The following is a 15,023-nucleotide window of genomic DNA, read 5'->3' as shown; positions in this document are numbered from 1 at the left end:
GGGGCTTATTGTCCTGCAAGAGCACCACTTTTAAACGGTTGAATAAGGATTCTGTCAGTGATGATTCTCAGCAGAATTCCATAGGCTGGCAGAAAAAGCAGAAGGCTGATGAACAGCTTAAAGGCGTAATCCACCGCGGCGATCTCCGGCCAGTGGGTGGCCATGAAAGCATCGGTGCTGGCATAAAAGGCGACTGAGAAAAAAATCACTGTATCAAGAAGGTTGCCAAGAACTGTCGAGGCAGCCGGCGCAACCCACCAGCGCTTATTCTGGCGCAACCTGGAGAAAACTCTAATGTCCACCAGTTGACCAAGGGCATAGGCGGTGAAGCTGGCGAAAGCGATGCGAAAAACAAAAAGATTGAACTCAGCAAGCCCGGCCGCTCCTTGATAAGCCCCTTCAAAAAAGAGCACGGATACCAGATACGACAGAATCAGGGCCGGAATCATTGCCCCGAAAATAATCTTCCGTGCTTCACTGGCCCCGAAGATACGCACAGTAAGGTCGGTTGCCAGGTAGACAAACGGAAAGCTGAATGCGCCCCAGGTGGTATGGAAGCCGAATAGTTGGAATGGCAGCTGTACCAGATAGTTGCTCGCGGCGATGATGAAAATATGAAAACTTACAAGAATAACCAGGGCGCGCTTAGTCTGCGCAGCAGAAAGAACAAGCATTGAAGAGTCCTTTTTTTTTGGTCGGGGTGAGGGAACCCGATTTTATAACAGATCCGGCGTAACCTCTCTGTCGCCGGATGAATTTCACAATTATTTTGCTATCGAATGAATGCCGTCGATAGAGACAGACACTATAACGAGAAATTATCAGGCAACAAGTGTTTTTTCGCTACTCTGCTATTTTATCCGAAATGAAGCTGATTTGACAGCAACGGTATTCGGGTTATGACGACTGGCTGAGGAATTCCAGCTGAAAGGATTCATCCTGATCGTTTTGCTGCATGCTGAACATGCCTTTGACTATGGGTTTGAGCGAGAGCCACCCAGCTGGTTCTGCGAGTCTGGTGAGAATCTCCGGTCGATCTTCAGGGACTGAATCGCTATTGAACCAGACGTAGAGTTCTTCCCCTTTTTCGCCCATCTGCAGCAGAAAAGCGTTGTGCTCAACGAAGATGAGGTCTTCGTACATGTGGGTGGCTTCAAGATTCATGTGTTCGAGCAGTTGTTTTATCAAGCCAAGTGGACGATATGGGACTGCGGTTGCGGTTTCGGGATGGGTTTCGGGATTCATGCTCATCATGGTGTTTATGTGGTCGCAAATGAGGTGCGTGATAATTTTAAAAGAGTTCTCTGGTGTCGGCAAAACTGTTTTATGACGGTTTGGTCCGGTTTTGCTGCACCAGCGGCAAAATAAGCTGCTGAACTTCAAGGCCAATATCCAGGATGACCGAAACCTGGTGTTCGTCGGGGACTACGTACTGGTATTCATCCGGGTCGCAGATATCCTGGAAGCTGTCGAGAAAGAGCAGTTTTTTATGGAGATCCGGCAGTGGTCCGGTATGTCGTTCAAGTGCGGCGGCAAGATCTGTCATGGTGTGGTTTTCTGCCAGGTCACCATTTTTCATGAGAAAGCCCATTATCAGCTTTTCAATGGCCATGGCTGTGATGTTATACAGTGCCTCTGAGGTAAATGCCTTTCGCTTTTTGCTGAAAGCGCCGACGGCTGTGCTCAGAAACTGTTGCCCATCCCTGAGGTAATCCTGCCAGTCGTCAATGGAGACAATGAGCTCTTTGGGCTGGATGAGAGTTGTTTGCATGGAGTCCTCCTGGTAAAACCAATAAAAACGGCAAGCTGAGAGACTATTTTTTAGGGATCAAGCTATGGAACGCGACTTCTCAGACAGATGAGATCGGTAGAGTTCCAGCCTGTCTTGCGATAAAAGTCCAGCGCTGCACTGTTGTTGCGATCGGCAAGTAACTGCAGGCGTGATATGGAGTGGCGGCCCGCCTTGTCTGCTATGGATTCAAGCAGTTGTCTGCCAATACCTCTTTGCCTGAACTTTTGGTCTATAACTACATCTTCCACCAGCAGGGCCGGCCCGCCTTCGGCTGTGGAAATCAGGGTCTGGCCGGTGCACATTCCAACGACTTCCCCTTGTACCTCGGCGACCAGAACAATGGCCTGATCTGATTCAAGCAGCATTCCGAGACCTTTGAGTTGTCGTTTTGCATCACCCTGAAAGTCCTCTTCCACATCAAACAGTTCTGCTAAAAGAGCTGCCATTGTCTCGACATCTCTGGTTTCGGCGGGCCGTATTGTTGCCTGGCTTCTGGTCATGCGCTCAGGAAATCAGATATTCTGCTGCCGGCTCACCATCTTCGATGGAGTCGAGTATGGTGTCGATAGCTTCCTCGCTGTCCACACCTTTGAACCACCAGTTCTCCGGCTGGACCACCATCACAGGCCCAGACTCGCATTGTTTCAGGCAACCGGTCGCAACGACCTGCATATCGAGGCCACGGTCGAGGATTTCCTCCTCAATGTATTGAAGAAAGCCATCAGTCTGCTTGTGGCAGATTCCTTTCGGGTCACCTTTTAATCTGAAACTCTGACAAACAAGTATTTGTTTTTCCGGTGTTGCCATTATGTAATCCTTTTTAAAAGTAATATGATTATTTACTCTTCCAACGTCCAACGTCCAACGTCCAACCTTTTACGCTTTCTTGCTGCAGCCTTTTTTGCGTTCGCCGCCATAGAGCAAATCGACACTGCCTTCGATATTGTCATGGGTAATAAGCACGTTGATGCCGTGCCGGTCCAGAACTCTTCGTGGTCGATCTCCTGCGCTTGCCGCAAGCAGGGCAAAACAGTCAGGGATGGTGCCGGCGAGGATGTCCCAGCGCTCTTTTCCTTCTCCCGGCTGCGGTGCCGGTCGGCACTCAAGTAAGCATTTCAAGCCATCTTCCCTGGGCCCGTAGATAAGCAGTTGTGGTGCCTGGCCAAGATGCAGATCCACCTCCATGCCGTTTGAGCTGACCACTGCTATGTTGGGCCGGTCCTCTTTGGGTTTTGGCAGATTGTTGGCTGCTTCGTTACAACCTGCTGTCTCTATCACTGCGGGTCTGCCCTCTATGGCCGGGAGGATGTTGGCGATTTTGCCGACAACGGTGGCCATGAGCTCCGGGCTGGGTTGCGGAAGGCTTATATCGGCCTCGATTTCGGGTGCATACGGATGGAGTACCATCTCGTCAGCACCAAGCTCTGCCATTTTTTTGGCCAGCAATTCAAATTGATCGTCATTGACCATGGGATAGAGGGTCGAGACGATGCGAATCTTTAAGCCAGCGTCCTGGAAGGCCTGTATGGCATGGGACTGTTCTCTGGCCAATGTTGCTGTTGCCTCAGAGAGCTTCAGGGTTTTGAAGCCAGGTCGGACCCAGGCGTAGATTTTTTCCATAACCGCTGGCTCGACGGCATCCACCAGAACTTCAACCTCGGTTACCCCTGCCTTGCCAAGCTTGTCAGCGTGTTGCAGGCCTCCGATACCCAGCGTACGAATACTAATCGGCAGATCAGGGTGCTGTTGCCTGATTAATCGTACCGTCTCAAGGGGAAGTTCGATTTCGGCCAGAGGATCACCCGGTCCGTAGATCAGTACTCCATCAATCCTGGAGCCTACCTGTTCCAGCTCCCGGATTTTTTCCACTGCGGCCTGTGGCATAATCAGTGATTGATTTTTGCCGTTGAGCGGTGAAAAACGGATTCGGTGATTGACCCGTGGTGCGACGGTGAGCTGAACTATGCCGGGGTTAGGTGCCGTATGTTTGCAATCGGGAAGTTTCCCGGCGCCAGCTTGTTCGTTTCTGCCCATGTTCTTTTTCCTTTTCTGCTGGATATGGTGATCAATTCGCCTGTTGTTGAATCGCTGCATGCGATTTTGAGCGAGAGGCCTGTGTTCGTATGCAGCGAAGTCTGGATCAACGGTGTTCCCGTCCCCTAGTAGACGAGTTCGAACTTCTCCTCCGGATTATCGCGATCCATCCGGTCGAGAAGTACTCCAAGAATTTTTTCAAGCATCCTGATACCGCCCTTGTATCCGACAGTCGGGAAGTACTGATGCCCCTGGCGGTCGAGGATAGGAAAGCCCCAGCGGATAAAGGGGATGTCTTCGTCCCGGGCCATATATTTGCCATAGGTGTTACCGATCAGCAGATCGACAGGCTCGTTCTTAATCCACTGGTGGAGCAGGAACATATCTCCGGCAGCCTTGACATTCACTTCATACGGGACGTCCTTGGTAATCTCTTTAATACGGCGCTCGAATTTCTTGCCGGGTGTACCTGTTACGATGTGAATAGGGCACATATCGATGGCGACCAGGAACTCAACCATGGAGATCAACTGATCAGGGTCACCGAAAATCGCTACTTTCTTGTGATAGAAATACTGGTGCATATCAGAAATCATATCGACCAGCTGACCACGTTCAGCAGAAACCTCTTCGGCCACAGAGGTGCCGGCGATTTTTCTCAAAGCATCGATGAAACGATCTGTTGCCTGCAGGCCGAACGGCATATCAAGTACGGAACAGGGAACCTTGCATTTGGAGTCGAGGGTCCGTGCCGCATCGGCAGAGCACCATTCGCCGAGGGCGAGAGTACCGCTTGCATCACCGCTGCTCTTGATGTCCTCAATCGGGGTACCACCATCAGGGAACATGTGGTACTCGCCATTGAGTGGACCGTTCAGGACTCCGGAAGTGTCCGGGAACATGTTGATCTTTACATCCATCATGGCCGCGAGACGCTTGATTTCTTCCATGTCGCATGGCTCTACCCAGCCCGGGATGATATTGACCTTGCCGTTTCTGTTTTCGCTTTTCCGGGCAAGAGCCGCCATGGCTTTGACCATGTTGGAAAAGCCGGTTACATGTGAGCCGACATAACTTGGGGTGGGAGCACCCAGAACCGTCTTGCCTTCCGGAACCTTTTTCTCCTTGATCGCCTTGTCGAAGATCTGCGGCAGGTCGTCACCAATGGTTTCAGAGAGGCAGGTGGTGTGAACTGCGATTACTTCAGGCTCGTAAACGGTAAAGATATTATTGATAGCCTGCAGCAGGTTCGCCTGGCCACCAAAAACTGATGCACCCTCGGTAAAGGAACTTGTTGCGGCTGAGATCGGCTCTTTATAATGCCTGGTCAGGGTAGATCTATGGTAGGCACAACAGCCCTGGGAACCGTGACTATGCGGCAAGCAGCCCTTAATGCCGAGTGCTGCATACATGGCACCAATCGGCTGGCAGGTCTTTGCCGGATTGATTGTCAGAGCCTTACGCTCTGTAACTTCTTTTGGTGTATGTCGTAGTAACATGTGAGTACCTATTCGTGATTCTCTTAGTTCCACGAAAAATTAGGATTTTCGTTCAAGGTCGAGGCGTGCTGAGGAATTTTACCGCAGACATATGCCTTATATGTCGAGGATAAAATTCATCAGCACAACGAAGAGATTGGACGAAAAGACAATTTTTCTATTATTCCCAGACGTAAGTAGCAGACAGCTCTGGATTCTCTTCCCAGGGAGCCTTCATGTAGCTCCAGACCTTGCTGGTAACGAGGCGGTCGATTTCCTGATAGAAATTTATCGCCCCTTTGAAACCTGCGTATGGCCCGCCGGAGTCATAGCTGTGCAGCTGCTTCATCGGAATTCCAAGCTTCTGGATGGAGAACTTCTCCTTGATGCCTGCACAGAAAATATCCGGTTTCAACAGCTCTACGAGTTTTTCGGCCTCATACTGGTTGAGATCATCAATGATCAAGGTGTCCTTGTCCATATCGGGGATAAGGCCTTCATATTCCTTGAACTCAAAACCGGATTTTTCAAGCGCTTTCAACTCTTCTTCACTCTTACGTGGTTTAAAGAGTTCGGGATCTGCCGAGACTTCGATCTCTTCAATGTTACGGCTGTCTGCATCAACTTTCAGGTTGGGAATGACTTCCCGGCCTTCATAGTCATCGCGATGGGCGAACTCGTAACCGGCAGAGAGCGTCTTCATGCCCATCTCACTGAACAGTTCCTGGTAATGATGGGCGCGCGATCCACCGACGAACAGCATGGCGGTCTTGCCGGTGGTGCGTGGCAGAACATCCTCACAGATGGCTTTTACGCTTGGCATCTCTTCAGCGATAACCTCTTCGATTTTGTCAACCAACTCCTGGTCGGCGAAATAGGCGCCAATTTTCCTGAGAGATTTCGCGGTCGCCTCGGCGCCGATAAAATTCACCTTAATCCAGGGGATGCCGTATTTGGTCTCCAGCATGTCCGCCACATAGTTGATGGAGCGGTGACACATGACGCAACTCAGGTCAGCCTGGTTGGCTGAAGCGAACTGGTCGTAGGTGGAGTTACCGGAGAACGTGGCGATATTGGTGATGCCGCATTTTTTCAAAATTCTGTCGATTTCGAAGCCGTCACCGCCGATGTTGTACTCGCCCAGGAGGTTGATCTTGTATTTATCGGTCTTTTCCTGTTCGCTCTTGCCGACCAGATGAGTAAATACCTGGTTGTTGGCGATATGGTGGCCGGCGGACTGTGAAACACCTTTATACCCTTCGCAACTGAAGGCAAAAACGTTACAGTCTCCAAACTTCTCTTTCATCTTCCTTGCAACCGCATGAATATCGTCACCGATCAGACCCACAGGGCAGGTTGCGAAAATTGCGATAGCCTTGGGGTGAAAAGTGTCATATGCCTCCTGAATGGCAAGTTCCAGCTTCTTTTCACCGCCAAAGATGATGTCTGAGTCCTGCATGTCCGTGGACATGCAGTAGTTGATGAAGTTGGCGTTCTCATGGCCTGAGGCATCGCTCTGGTTTCGTCTGGTCAGCCAGGCGTAGAAGCTGCAGCCGATCGGTCCATGGACCAGATTGACGATGTCGCTGGTGGGGCCCATGATAACGCCCTTACAGCCGGCGTAGGTGCAGCCACGCATAGTGATGATACCCGGAATGGTTCGCACGTTGGCGGTAATCTCCGGCGTGGTGTTTTCCTGTGCTTCGTTGATAAGTATCTGCTTGGCACGTTTTCTGGCAACCTTGGGCGGATACTTTTCAAGGAGTTTTTGTTTTATGTCAGTGGGATCCCACTGAACGGCTTTCTGTGCTTTACCCATTTGTATCTCCTGGCAGAGAACGGCGGATAACCATCGTTCCCTGTTGTTGTTGGTTGAAATTTGCTGCAGTCTGCTGATGGGCTTACGTTACGTGATAGATTTCAAGCCGGATTCTCCGGTTCGAACACGTACTGCATCTGCAACCGGCAGGACGAAGATCTTGCCATCGCCGGGTTTACCGGTCTGATTGACTTTGATGATGGCTTCAACCACCTCGTCCACCTGATCATCCTCTATTACCGCTGTTACCATGCGTTTCGGGTAAAGCTTGCCTTTCTCACCAAGCAGTGCTGCGGCCTCTTCATATCCTTGCTCTACGCCTTCAAGCAGTTTCGGGTTGATGAAACCCATGCCGCGTCCCTGGGCTTCGTGGGCAAAATATGCTGCTATACCAGCATCAGAGAGAGCTGCCTTGGTGCGGTTCATCATATTCATACGAACAACCGCGATTACCTCTTTCATGCGGTCACCTCCTCTGTAGGCTCTTTTATGCCGGAGCTGATGGTGTATACATCTTCAACATCGGTCACGAAGATCTTGCCGTCTCCAAAAGCACCCTTGGTGCCGGAACGGGCAGCGCTCATAATGGTGCTGATGATGAAGTCCTTGTCCTGCGCTTTAACAACACTCACCAGCATGGTTTTGGGGATCTCGTCATAGGTGACTTCACCGATCTTGATGCCTCGCTGCTTACCGCGCCCGGCAACGGAATACTTGGTAACTGCGGGGAAACCGGCATCCATTAATGCGGCAAGTACGTCGTCAGCTTTTTCCGGTCGAACGATGGCCCGAATCATGATCATCATGGTATATTTCTCCTTCAAGTCTGTGCTGTGCGCTGAATGAATCAGGGAATGTGGAGATTCGTTCAGCACTAATTGCATAAAATAAAATTCGGTTACGCTTCCAGTAAGCCAAAGTCCAGGAGCAGCTGCTCAAGCTCTTCGATTTCAAGCGGTGTAGGGATAACGAACATATCGTTTGTATCGATAGCCTCGGCCAGTCCGCGGTATTCGTCGGCCTGTTTGGCTTCTGGGTTCCACTCGATGACGGTCTTTCTGTTGATCTCAGCGCGCTGTACATCGTTGTCACGTGGCACGAAATAAATCATCTGGGTGCCGAGCTTTTTTGCGAGCTCTTCGATCATCTCTTTTTCATTGTCGACGTTTCTTGAGTTGCAGATCAGGCCACCCAGGCGAACACCGCCTGACTGGGCATACTTGACGATACCTTTGCAGATATTGTTGGCGGCATACATGGCCATCATCTCACCGGAGCAGACGATGTAGATCTCTTCAGCCTTACCGTCTCGGATAGGCATTGCAAAACCACCACAGACAACGTCGCCAAGTACATCGTAGAACGCGTAGTCAAGTCCTTCCTTCTCATCGTAGGCACCCAGGGACTCAAGCATGTTGATGGAGGTAATGATACCTCGCCCTGCACAACCAACGCCTGGCTCCGGCCCGCCGGATTCGACTGACCATGAGCCACCAAAACTGGCTTTTCTGATATCATCCAGTTCAACGTCCTCGCCTTCTTCGCGCAAGGTGTCGAGAACGGATTTCTGGGCCAGGCCGCCGAGAAGTAAACGGGTAGAGTCTGCCTTAGGGTCACAGCCGACGACCATGACTTTGCGGCCCATTTCTCCGAGGCCGGCAACTGTGTTCTGGGTTGTGGTTGATTTTCCGATTCCGCCTTTTCCGTAGATTGCCACTTTGCGCATGGTGATCTCCTTTCGAGCTGAGGTACCTGTTTAAGTACCTGGGTTTTTGGGTTTGCGTGTTCCGACACAATTGAAAGCTGCCGGCCTGTTGCAGTGTGTATCTGTTGCAACCTGTTATCGCAAATGGTGTGCCAGACACGTGCTCAAAAGTTTAAATGTAATTAAATCGTACTGTTGAGCACTGTTGGTGTGGCCTTGGGTGGTGTGGTGGGGGGGATGGCGGTGATTTCTGTTTTGTGCCGAATGCTACAGGAATGTCAGATCGGTACATACGACGATGTGGCATGTAAGGAAATTGGCGAAAAAAAATTTAGGATAGTTTTACGAAAATGTACAGGTTCGTCACAGGAAAGTGAGAGTAATGGTTGATGTTAGCAGATGATAGTTAGAACTGTTTCCGCTTATGTGTCCGAAAGTATGTGACAAAATGACAAAAAAGCAAAAATGTGCCAATTTGGTGCAATACTTGCTGTGTAATCTGAAAGTCAGGGATTTTGAGGATTAACAGATGAAAAATGGAAAGGATTGTAATGGGTATCCATGCAATCCTCATGCAGCTAAGGAGAGCGATGATGGACTACGCAAAATCCGGCTTCGCGAAAAGAGGGGAGTCAACTCAGGGCATAGAACTGCTCGCATTACATAGAATAACAAAACTTATCGGCAAGGCTGTTGATCTGGAGACAACTCTTGCCAGTGTATTGAAGGTGTTGAACGATACCATGCAAATGGAACGGGCGACCCTGCTGCTGCTCGACAAGATGACCGGCAGGTTGATGATCAAGGTGAGCTGCGGTTTGACCACACAGGAAAAGCAGAGGGGCGTGTACAGGCCTGATGAAGGTGTCTATGGGAAAATTTTCCAGACCAAGGCGCCTTTTGTCGTTCCGGATATTCATAGTGAGCCGCTCTTTCTCAACAGAACGGGTTCGCGTCCCGCATTTAGTAAGGAGCGGTTGTCTTTTCTGGGGGTTCCTGTATTGATGCAGGAAAAGACCGTTGGAGTGTTGAGTGTTGACCGTCTTTTTGGCAGCGATGTCTCCTTTGACGAGGATGTCAGGTTTCTAACTGTGCTGGCTACACTGATGGCCCAGTTCATAACCCTGCATGAAGAAATAGAGCGTAAAGAGGCCAAGCTGCAGGAGGAAAATCGCTCGCTGAAGGCAAAGTTGCATAGTCGTCATGATGGTCATTATATAATAGGGCACTCCAAGCCCATGCAGGAAGTGTATTCCATTATAGAAAAAATAGCCCCAAGCTCAGCTACTGTGCTGTTGCTCGGTGAGTCTGGAACAGGCAAGGAGCTGGTGGCGAAAGCAGTGCACGAATCGGGAGGTCGAAAAGACAAGGCCTTTATTAAAGTGAATTGCGCTGCGTTGCCGGAAACTTTGTTGGAAAGTGAGTTGTTCGGCCATGAGAAAGGTGCATTTACAGGTGCTCACGCGACTCGGCCCGGGCGTTTCGAGCTGGCGAATAAAGGCACGATATTTCTTGATGAAATCGGCGAGATGCCGTTGGCGCTGCAGGCGAAGATGTTGAGAGTCCTGCAGGAAAAGCAGTTCGAGCGGATTGGTGGCAGTAAAACATATGACGTGGATGTTCGAATTATTGCCGCCACCAATGTCGGCTTAGAGCAGGCTGTAGAGGAAGGGAATTTCAGGGCTGATCTTTACTACAGATTGAATGTGGTGCCGATTCAGTTACCGCCTGTCAGGGAGCGGATGGAGGATATTCCGTTACTGCTCAACCATTTCCTCAGTATGAGCAACCAGCGTAATGGCAAGAAGCTGATGCTGACCTCGGAATTGCTCGACTTTCTCATTGATTATCCATGGCCTGGCAACGTCCGGGAAATGCAGAATATGGTTGAGCGTATGATCATCCTGGCTGAAGGAGACCGGTTAACCCTGGCTGATCTTCCGCCAAATGTGCTTGTCAGGAGGAACAGTGCTGCGGGTGGGGCAATGCTGGTTCAGGATGAGGCAGCTATAGCACCACCGGTGGCGGAAGCCCCCCTTATTATCCGAGGGCGAAAATCATTACAGCAGCTGGAGAAAGAAGAGGTGGAGGCAGCATTGAGGCGACATGGCTGGGTACAGGTTCGTGCAGCCAGGGAGCTTGGGCTCACCCAGCGGCAGATAGGATACCGGATCAAGAAATATGGACTGTCACGTTTGGACGCGTATCGCTGATGGTGATATACCCCGTACCCTTGTTGGAGCTATTTACAACTATGTAATCTGTATCATCTGATCTGGTCAGTATCTTGAAAAGCACCATTCACGCCTATCGTGAATGGTGCTTTTTTTTCGTGGGATTGGGCTGTTGTCCTACTGGTCGGCTGGTAGTTACCTGCAGAAACGGAAAAGAAAAGTATTACAAAAGTGGCATGATAGATGTTTGATTCTTACTTAAATGTAATCCTTGTTTGTGCCGAGGTGCAGTGCATTTCGGCCAATATTGGCTGTATGTGCCTGGATTAGCGGGATGTGAAGAAAAAAACAGGTCTGGCACAGTGTTTGTAATAAGAAAGACAAATTTGTTGTTGTCCAATTTATCTGCTGTTTCAGAAGAGGGAAAGGGCAGGCTATAACCACAAGGAGGGATTGTCGTGAAAATGAGATTGAAGATGAAGAACAGAACGTACTGGGGTGGAGCAGCTTTGCTCGCTTCCCTGGCCATAGCCGGGCCGGCTTGTGCTGAAGAGGTTGCCAGCGTAGGTGACACCCTGATCAACCTTGCATATGCATTGGATACTTTCTACTTTCTGATGTCGGGTGCTCTGGTAATGTGGATGGCGGCCGGTTTTGCCATGCTTGAGGCTGGTCTGGTACGCAGCAAAAATACCGTTGAGATTCTTACCAAGAACGTCGCACTGTACTCTATCGCCTGTATTATGTATATGATCGTCGGTTACAACATCATGTACGGCGACGGCAGCGGCATTATCCCAGGGTTCGGTTTTTTCCTCGGTGCTGATAACTCCGTAGCTGATGTACTGGCAAGTGGTGGAGATACCTACTATTCCGCTATGTCTGATTTCTTCTTCCAGGTGGTGTTCGTAGCGACCGCTATGTCTATTGTTTCCGGAGCTGTTGCTGAGCGCATGAAGCTGTGGGCATTCCTGGCTTTTGCTGTAGTTATGACCGGTTTCATTTACCCGGTACAGGGGTATTGGAAGTGGGGCGGTGGTTTCCTCGACGCTCTCGGTTTCCTCGATTTCGCAGGCTCCGGTGTTGTTCATCTCTGTGGTGCCTCTGCAGCTCTCGCCGGTGTACTTCTGCTCGGCGCACGTAAAGGCAAATATGTAAGTGGGAGAATCAACGCTATCCCAGGTGCTAACCTGCCATTGGCTACCCTCGGTACCTTTATCCTCTGGCTCGGCTGGTTCGGTTTCAACGGTGGTTCCGAGCTGAAGATCAGTAACATTGAAGAAGCGAACGCCGTATCCATGATTTTTGTCAACACCAACACCGCCGCGGCTGGTGGTCTTGTGGCAGCGCTGCTCTTCTCCAGAGCGTGGTTCGGTAAGGCTGATCTGACCATGGCCTTAAACGGTGCTCTTGCCGGCCTGGTTGCGATTACCGCTGAACCTCTCACCCCAAGCCCTTTGCTGTCAACAATCGTAGGTGCAATTGGTGGTCTCATCGTAGTGGCAGCCATCGTCTTCATAGATAAAGCCAAGGTTGATGATCCGGTTGGTGCAATCTCAGTGCATGGTGTTGTCGGTATCTGGGGTCTGATCGCCGTAGCTTTTACCAATCCGGAAGGGTCTCTCGTAGCACAGCTCACCGGTATCGTAGTGATCTTCGCCTGGGTATTCGGTACAAGTTTCGTAGTATGGCTGGCACTGAAAGCTATCATGGGTATCCGTGTAACTGAAGAAGAGGAACTTGAAGGTTGTGACATCAGCGAGTGTGGTCTTGATGCATATCCGGAGTTCACCAAGGATTGATATTAGGAGATTGAGATAATGAAGAAAATCGAGGCAATCATCAAGCCGTTCAAGCTCGAAAGCGTAAAGGAGGCTCTCACCGACCTCGGCATTGCAGGAATGACAGTATCAGATGTGAAAGGATACGGACGTCAGAAAGGCCATAAGGAAGTCTATCGCGGTGCAGAGTATAACGTGGAGTTCAATCCGAAGACTAAGATCGAACTTGTTGTGGATAGCGAAATAGCAGGCAAAGTTGTTGAAGCTATTCGAGGGGCTGCCAACTCCGGAAAAATTGGCGATGGTAAAATCTTTGTTCTACCGGTCGAGAATGTTGTGCGGATTCGTACCGGCGAAAGCGGTAAAGAAGCAATCTAGTTCCACCAGCAAAACCCAACCTTCTTGCTGTTTGGGGCCACTCCGAAAGGAGTGGCCCCATTTTTTTTGGGGATTCGATTTTGAAAAGCACAGTTCGGGAGGTTTTTGCATTTAATCTCTATGATTTATCCAGATCGATGCTATAATTGCTACAATGAATGCCTGACAGTCAAATGCATTTGCATTTTGGGGGGAGGTAAAGAGGAGAAAAAGGCAACGCGTTGTATGGGTTAGGGGCCGGAACCAGTTTTGTAAAGGAGGGGAAGACTATGATCAAAAGGTTTTCTACATTTGTCCTTGCAAGTATGCTGGCATTGCCGATTACGGCAGCAGCAAATGGTGACAGCGGTGGACCAGGGGTGTCTGAGCTTGAGCTGAAAATTGAGGAATTGAGCAGGCAATTGGCTGAGCTTAGAGCAGCGGTGGACGAGCAGAGGGCATTAAACGAGGACCAGGAAGAATTCCTGGACGAAATCGACGAAAAAACAGAGGATTGGGATCTGGCCGCACGATTCAAGTTCTACGGTGATTTCAGATCACGTCTGGATTACTACAATGCGGATACGGTATTTGGCAGAAATCTTGAGAATGACACTCTCTGGACAAATCGTTTTCGTTTAAATTTACGGGTAAATGCCACAGAAAATGTCGAGTTCAAAGGTCGACTTGCAATGTACAAGGCCTGGGGCATGCAATCGGCATTCACTGATGATTCAGGTGCTATGTGGCCGGTATTTGATGGCAATGTAACTCGTACCCCGGCGGAAGACAGCTCGCTCTATGTGGATCGTGCAATCGTTAATTGGAATAACATCGCGGGACTGCCGATGTGGTTTTCCATAGGTCGCAGGCCCACCACCGACGGCCCGCCTGCAGAGATTCGTCTCGGTCTCGATGAGCGGCAGGGTACCCCGATGGCATTCATGAACTGGCCTTTTGATGGCCTGGTGCTCGGTTATGCCTGGAGTTGGGGGGCTGAACAGATGGGCACCAGCAGGGTGCGTTTCTGTTATGGCCGAGGGTTTGAAGATGGCCTGCAGGCGGATTCCGCCGACAGCGTCGATGACAAGGATTTTGCAGGCCTTGCCTGGGATATCATGAAAAAGGGTGATCGGTTTGCCTATATTCAGTCATTTATGGGGTTCGACATTACCAATTACCCAAATTTCCAGTCTGAATTCGTAGAATTCGGAGTGCAGCAGGATCCCATTATGGACCCAACTGATCCAAATTATCCGGGCGGGTTTGGCCCTCGCAAGAATCTGGGCAACGTCTGGCATTCCTCTGCTGTTTACCAGGATAAAGTCAGTGACCTCAACTATTTCATCGCAGGTGGCTATTCCCAGACCATACCAGATTCCGAGGGTATGTTCTTTTTCGACGGCACACCAAGCACCGATAATGAGGATGGTTATTCCATTTATGCGGGTGTACGCTATGATTTGGACGAAATCGGCTTGAAACTGGGTGGGGAATTTAACTGGGGCTCCCAGTACTGGCTCGCCATGTCTCCCGGTCATGACGAGATTTATCAGTCTAAACTGGCGACGCGGGGCCAGGTGTACGAAGTATATCTGATTTATGATCTGCCCACGGGAGAAGCACTTTCAAAATATGCCAAGACCTTTATGCGGCTTGGTTATCAGCACTATGAATACGATTATTCGGGTTCGGGTGACTGGAATCTCTACCCGTTTGATCTGGATGATGCGGGAGACCTGGCAATGCTGCAGGCCTTTGGCCAGGATCCTGTGGAAAGTGCTGATCAGATTTATCTGACTTTTGAGGCGTATTTCTAAATATCCTTTCAGCTACAGTTATTATATCAGGGGAGTAGTCATTACTGGCTACTCCCTTTGGCA

15 protein-coding genes are annotated in these 15,023 nt (G+C 50.1%); 4 read left to right on the top strand and 11 right to left on the bottom strand.

The window, feature by feature from the left end:
• Window positions 1–5: 5 nt before the first annotated feature.
• The 11 genes from ACN5NT_RS04955 to nifH form a co-directional block, all read right to left on the bottom strand.
• The gene (locus ACN5NT_RS04955; protein ID WP_419174680.1) at window positions 6–674 is read right to left on the bottom strand and encodes a 7-cyano-7-deazaguanine/7-aminomethyl-7-deazaguanine transporter; all 669 of its coding nucleotides are present in this window, start codon (window positions 672–674) and stop codon (window positions 6–8) included.
• Window positions 675–897: 223 nt separating this feature from the next.
• Complete coding sequence (locus ACN5NT_RS04950) at window positions 898–1,245, bottom strand: hypothetical protein (RefSeq protein WP_419174679.1); 348 nt, start codon at window positions 1,243–1,245, stop codon at window positions 898–900.
• Between the two features lie 79 nt (window positions 1,246–1,324).
• A complete protein-coding gene (locus ACN5NT_RS04945) occupies window positions 1,325–1,771 on the bottom strand; it encodes a hypothetical protein (protein WP_136795466.1) in 447 nt (148 codons plus the stop codon).
• 62 nt (window positions 1,772–1,833) lie between these two features.
• Window positions 1,834–2,292: an N-acetyltransferase family protein gene (locus tag ACN5NT_RS04940; protein WP_419174678.1), complete on the bottom strand. Its 459-nt coding sequence runs from the start codon at window positions 2,290–2,292 to the stop codon at window positions 1,834–1,836.
• A 4-nt stretch (window positions 2,293–2,296) separates the two neighbouring features.
• Window positions 2,297–2,599: a (2Fe-2S) ferredoxin domain-containing protein gene (locus ACN5NT_RS04935; protein ID WP_136795544.1), complete on the bottom strand. Its 303-nt coding sequence runs from the start codon at window positions 2,597–2,599 to the stop codon at window positions 2,297–2,299.
• 69 nt (window positions 2,600–2,668) lie between these two features.
• Window positions 2,669–3,826 (bottom strand): NifB/NifX family molybdenum-iron cluster-binding protein, encoded by a 1,158-nt coding sequence (locus tag ACN5NT_RS04930; protein WP_419174677.1) that lies wholly within the window; start codon window positions 3,824–3,826, stop codon window positions 2,669–2,671.
• Between the two features lie 125 nt (window positions 3,827–3,951).
• A complete protein-coding gene (nifK, locus tag ACN5NT_RS04925) occupies window positions 3,952–5,325 on the bottom strand; it encodes a nitrogenase molybdenum-iron protein subunit beta (protein WP_136795463.1) in 1,374 nt (457 codons plus the stop codon).
• Window positions 5,326–5,485: 160 nt separating this feature from the next.
• Window positions 5,486–7,123: a nitrogenase molybdenum-iron protein alpha chain gene (nifD, locus tag ACN5NT_RS04920; protein WP_136795462.1), complete on the bottom strand. Its 1,638-nt coding sequence runs from the start codon at window positions 7,121–7,123 to the stop codon at window positions 5,486–5,488.
• 87 nt (window positions 7,124–7,210) lie between these two features.
• Complete coding sequence (locus ACN5NT_RS04915; protein ID WP_136795461.1) at window positions 7,211–7,585, bottom strand: P-II family nitrogen regulator; 375 nt, start codon at window positions 7,583–7,585, stop codon at window positions 7,211–7,213.
• Complete coding sequence (locus ACN5NT_RS04910; RefSeq protein ID WP_136795460.1) at window positions 7,582–7,929, bottom strand: P-II family nitrogen regulator; 348 nt, start codon at window positions 7,927–7,929, stop codon at window positions 7,582–7,584. The genes ACN5NT_RS04915 and ACN5NT_RS04910 overlap by 4 nt, the downstream gene beginning before the upstream one ends.
• Window positions 7,930–8,021: 92 nt before the next feature.
• A complete protein-coding gene (gene nifH, locus ACN5NT_RS04905; RefSeq protein ID WP_136795459.1) occupies window positions 8,022–8,849 on the bottom strand; it encodes a nitrogenase iron protein in 828 nt (275 codons plus the stop codon).
• 572 nt (window positions 8,850–9,421) lie between these two features.
• Here nifH and nifA point away from each other — a divergent pair.
• From nifA to ACN5NT_RS04885, 4 genes are all read left to right on the top strand, one after another.
• Window positions 9,422–11,041: a nif-specific transcriptional activator NifA gene (nifA, locus tag ACN5NT_RS04900; RefSeq protein WP_419174758.1), complete on the top strand. Its 1,620-nt coding sequence runs from the start codon at window positions 9,422–9,424 to the stop codon at window positions 11,039–11,041.
• A 437-nt stretch (window positions 11,042–11,478) separates the two neighbouring features.
• Window positions 11,479–12,804 carry an ammonium transporter gene (locus ACN5NT_RS04895; protein ID WP_419174676.1) on the top strand — a complete coding sequence of 442 codons (1,326 nt, stop codon included), beginning with the start codon at window positions 11,479–11,481 and terminating at the stop codon, window positions 12,802–12,804.
• Between the two features lie 18 nt (window positions 12,805–12,822).
• Window positions 12,823–13,161 (top strand): P-II family nitrogen regulator, encoded by a 339-nt coding sequence (locus ACN5NT_RS04890; RefSeq protein WP_136795457.1) that lies wholly within the window; start codon window positions 12,823–12,825, stop codon window positions 13,159–13,161.
• 269 nt (window positions 13,162–13,430) lie between these two features.
• Window positions 13,431–14,960 carry a DUF3373 family protein gene (locus tag ACN5NT_RS04885; protein ID WP_419174675.1) on the top strand — a complete coding sequence of 510 codons (1,530 nt, stop codon included), beginning with the start codon at window positions 13,431–13,433 and terminating at the stop codon, window positions 14,958–14,960.
• Window positions 14,961–15,023: the final 63 nt, after the last annotated feature.

This window comes from Desulfosediminicola sp. (assembly GCF_048381775.1).
Taxonomy (GTDB): Bacteria; Desulfobacterota; Desulfobulbia; order Desulfobulbales; family Desulfocapsaceae; genus Desulfopila; species Desulfopila ganghwensis.
This window is presented reverse-complemented; position numbering and strand designations above follow the sequence as displayed.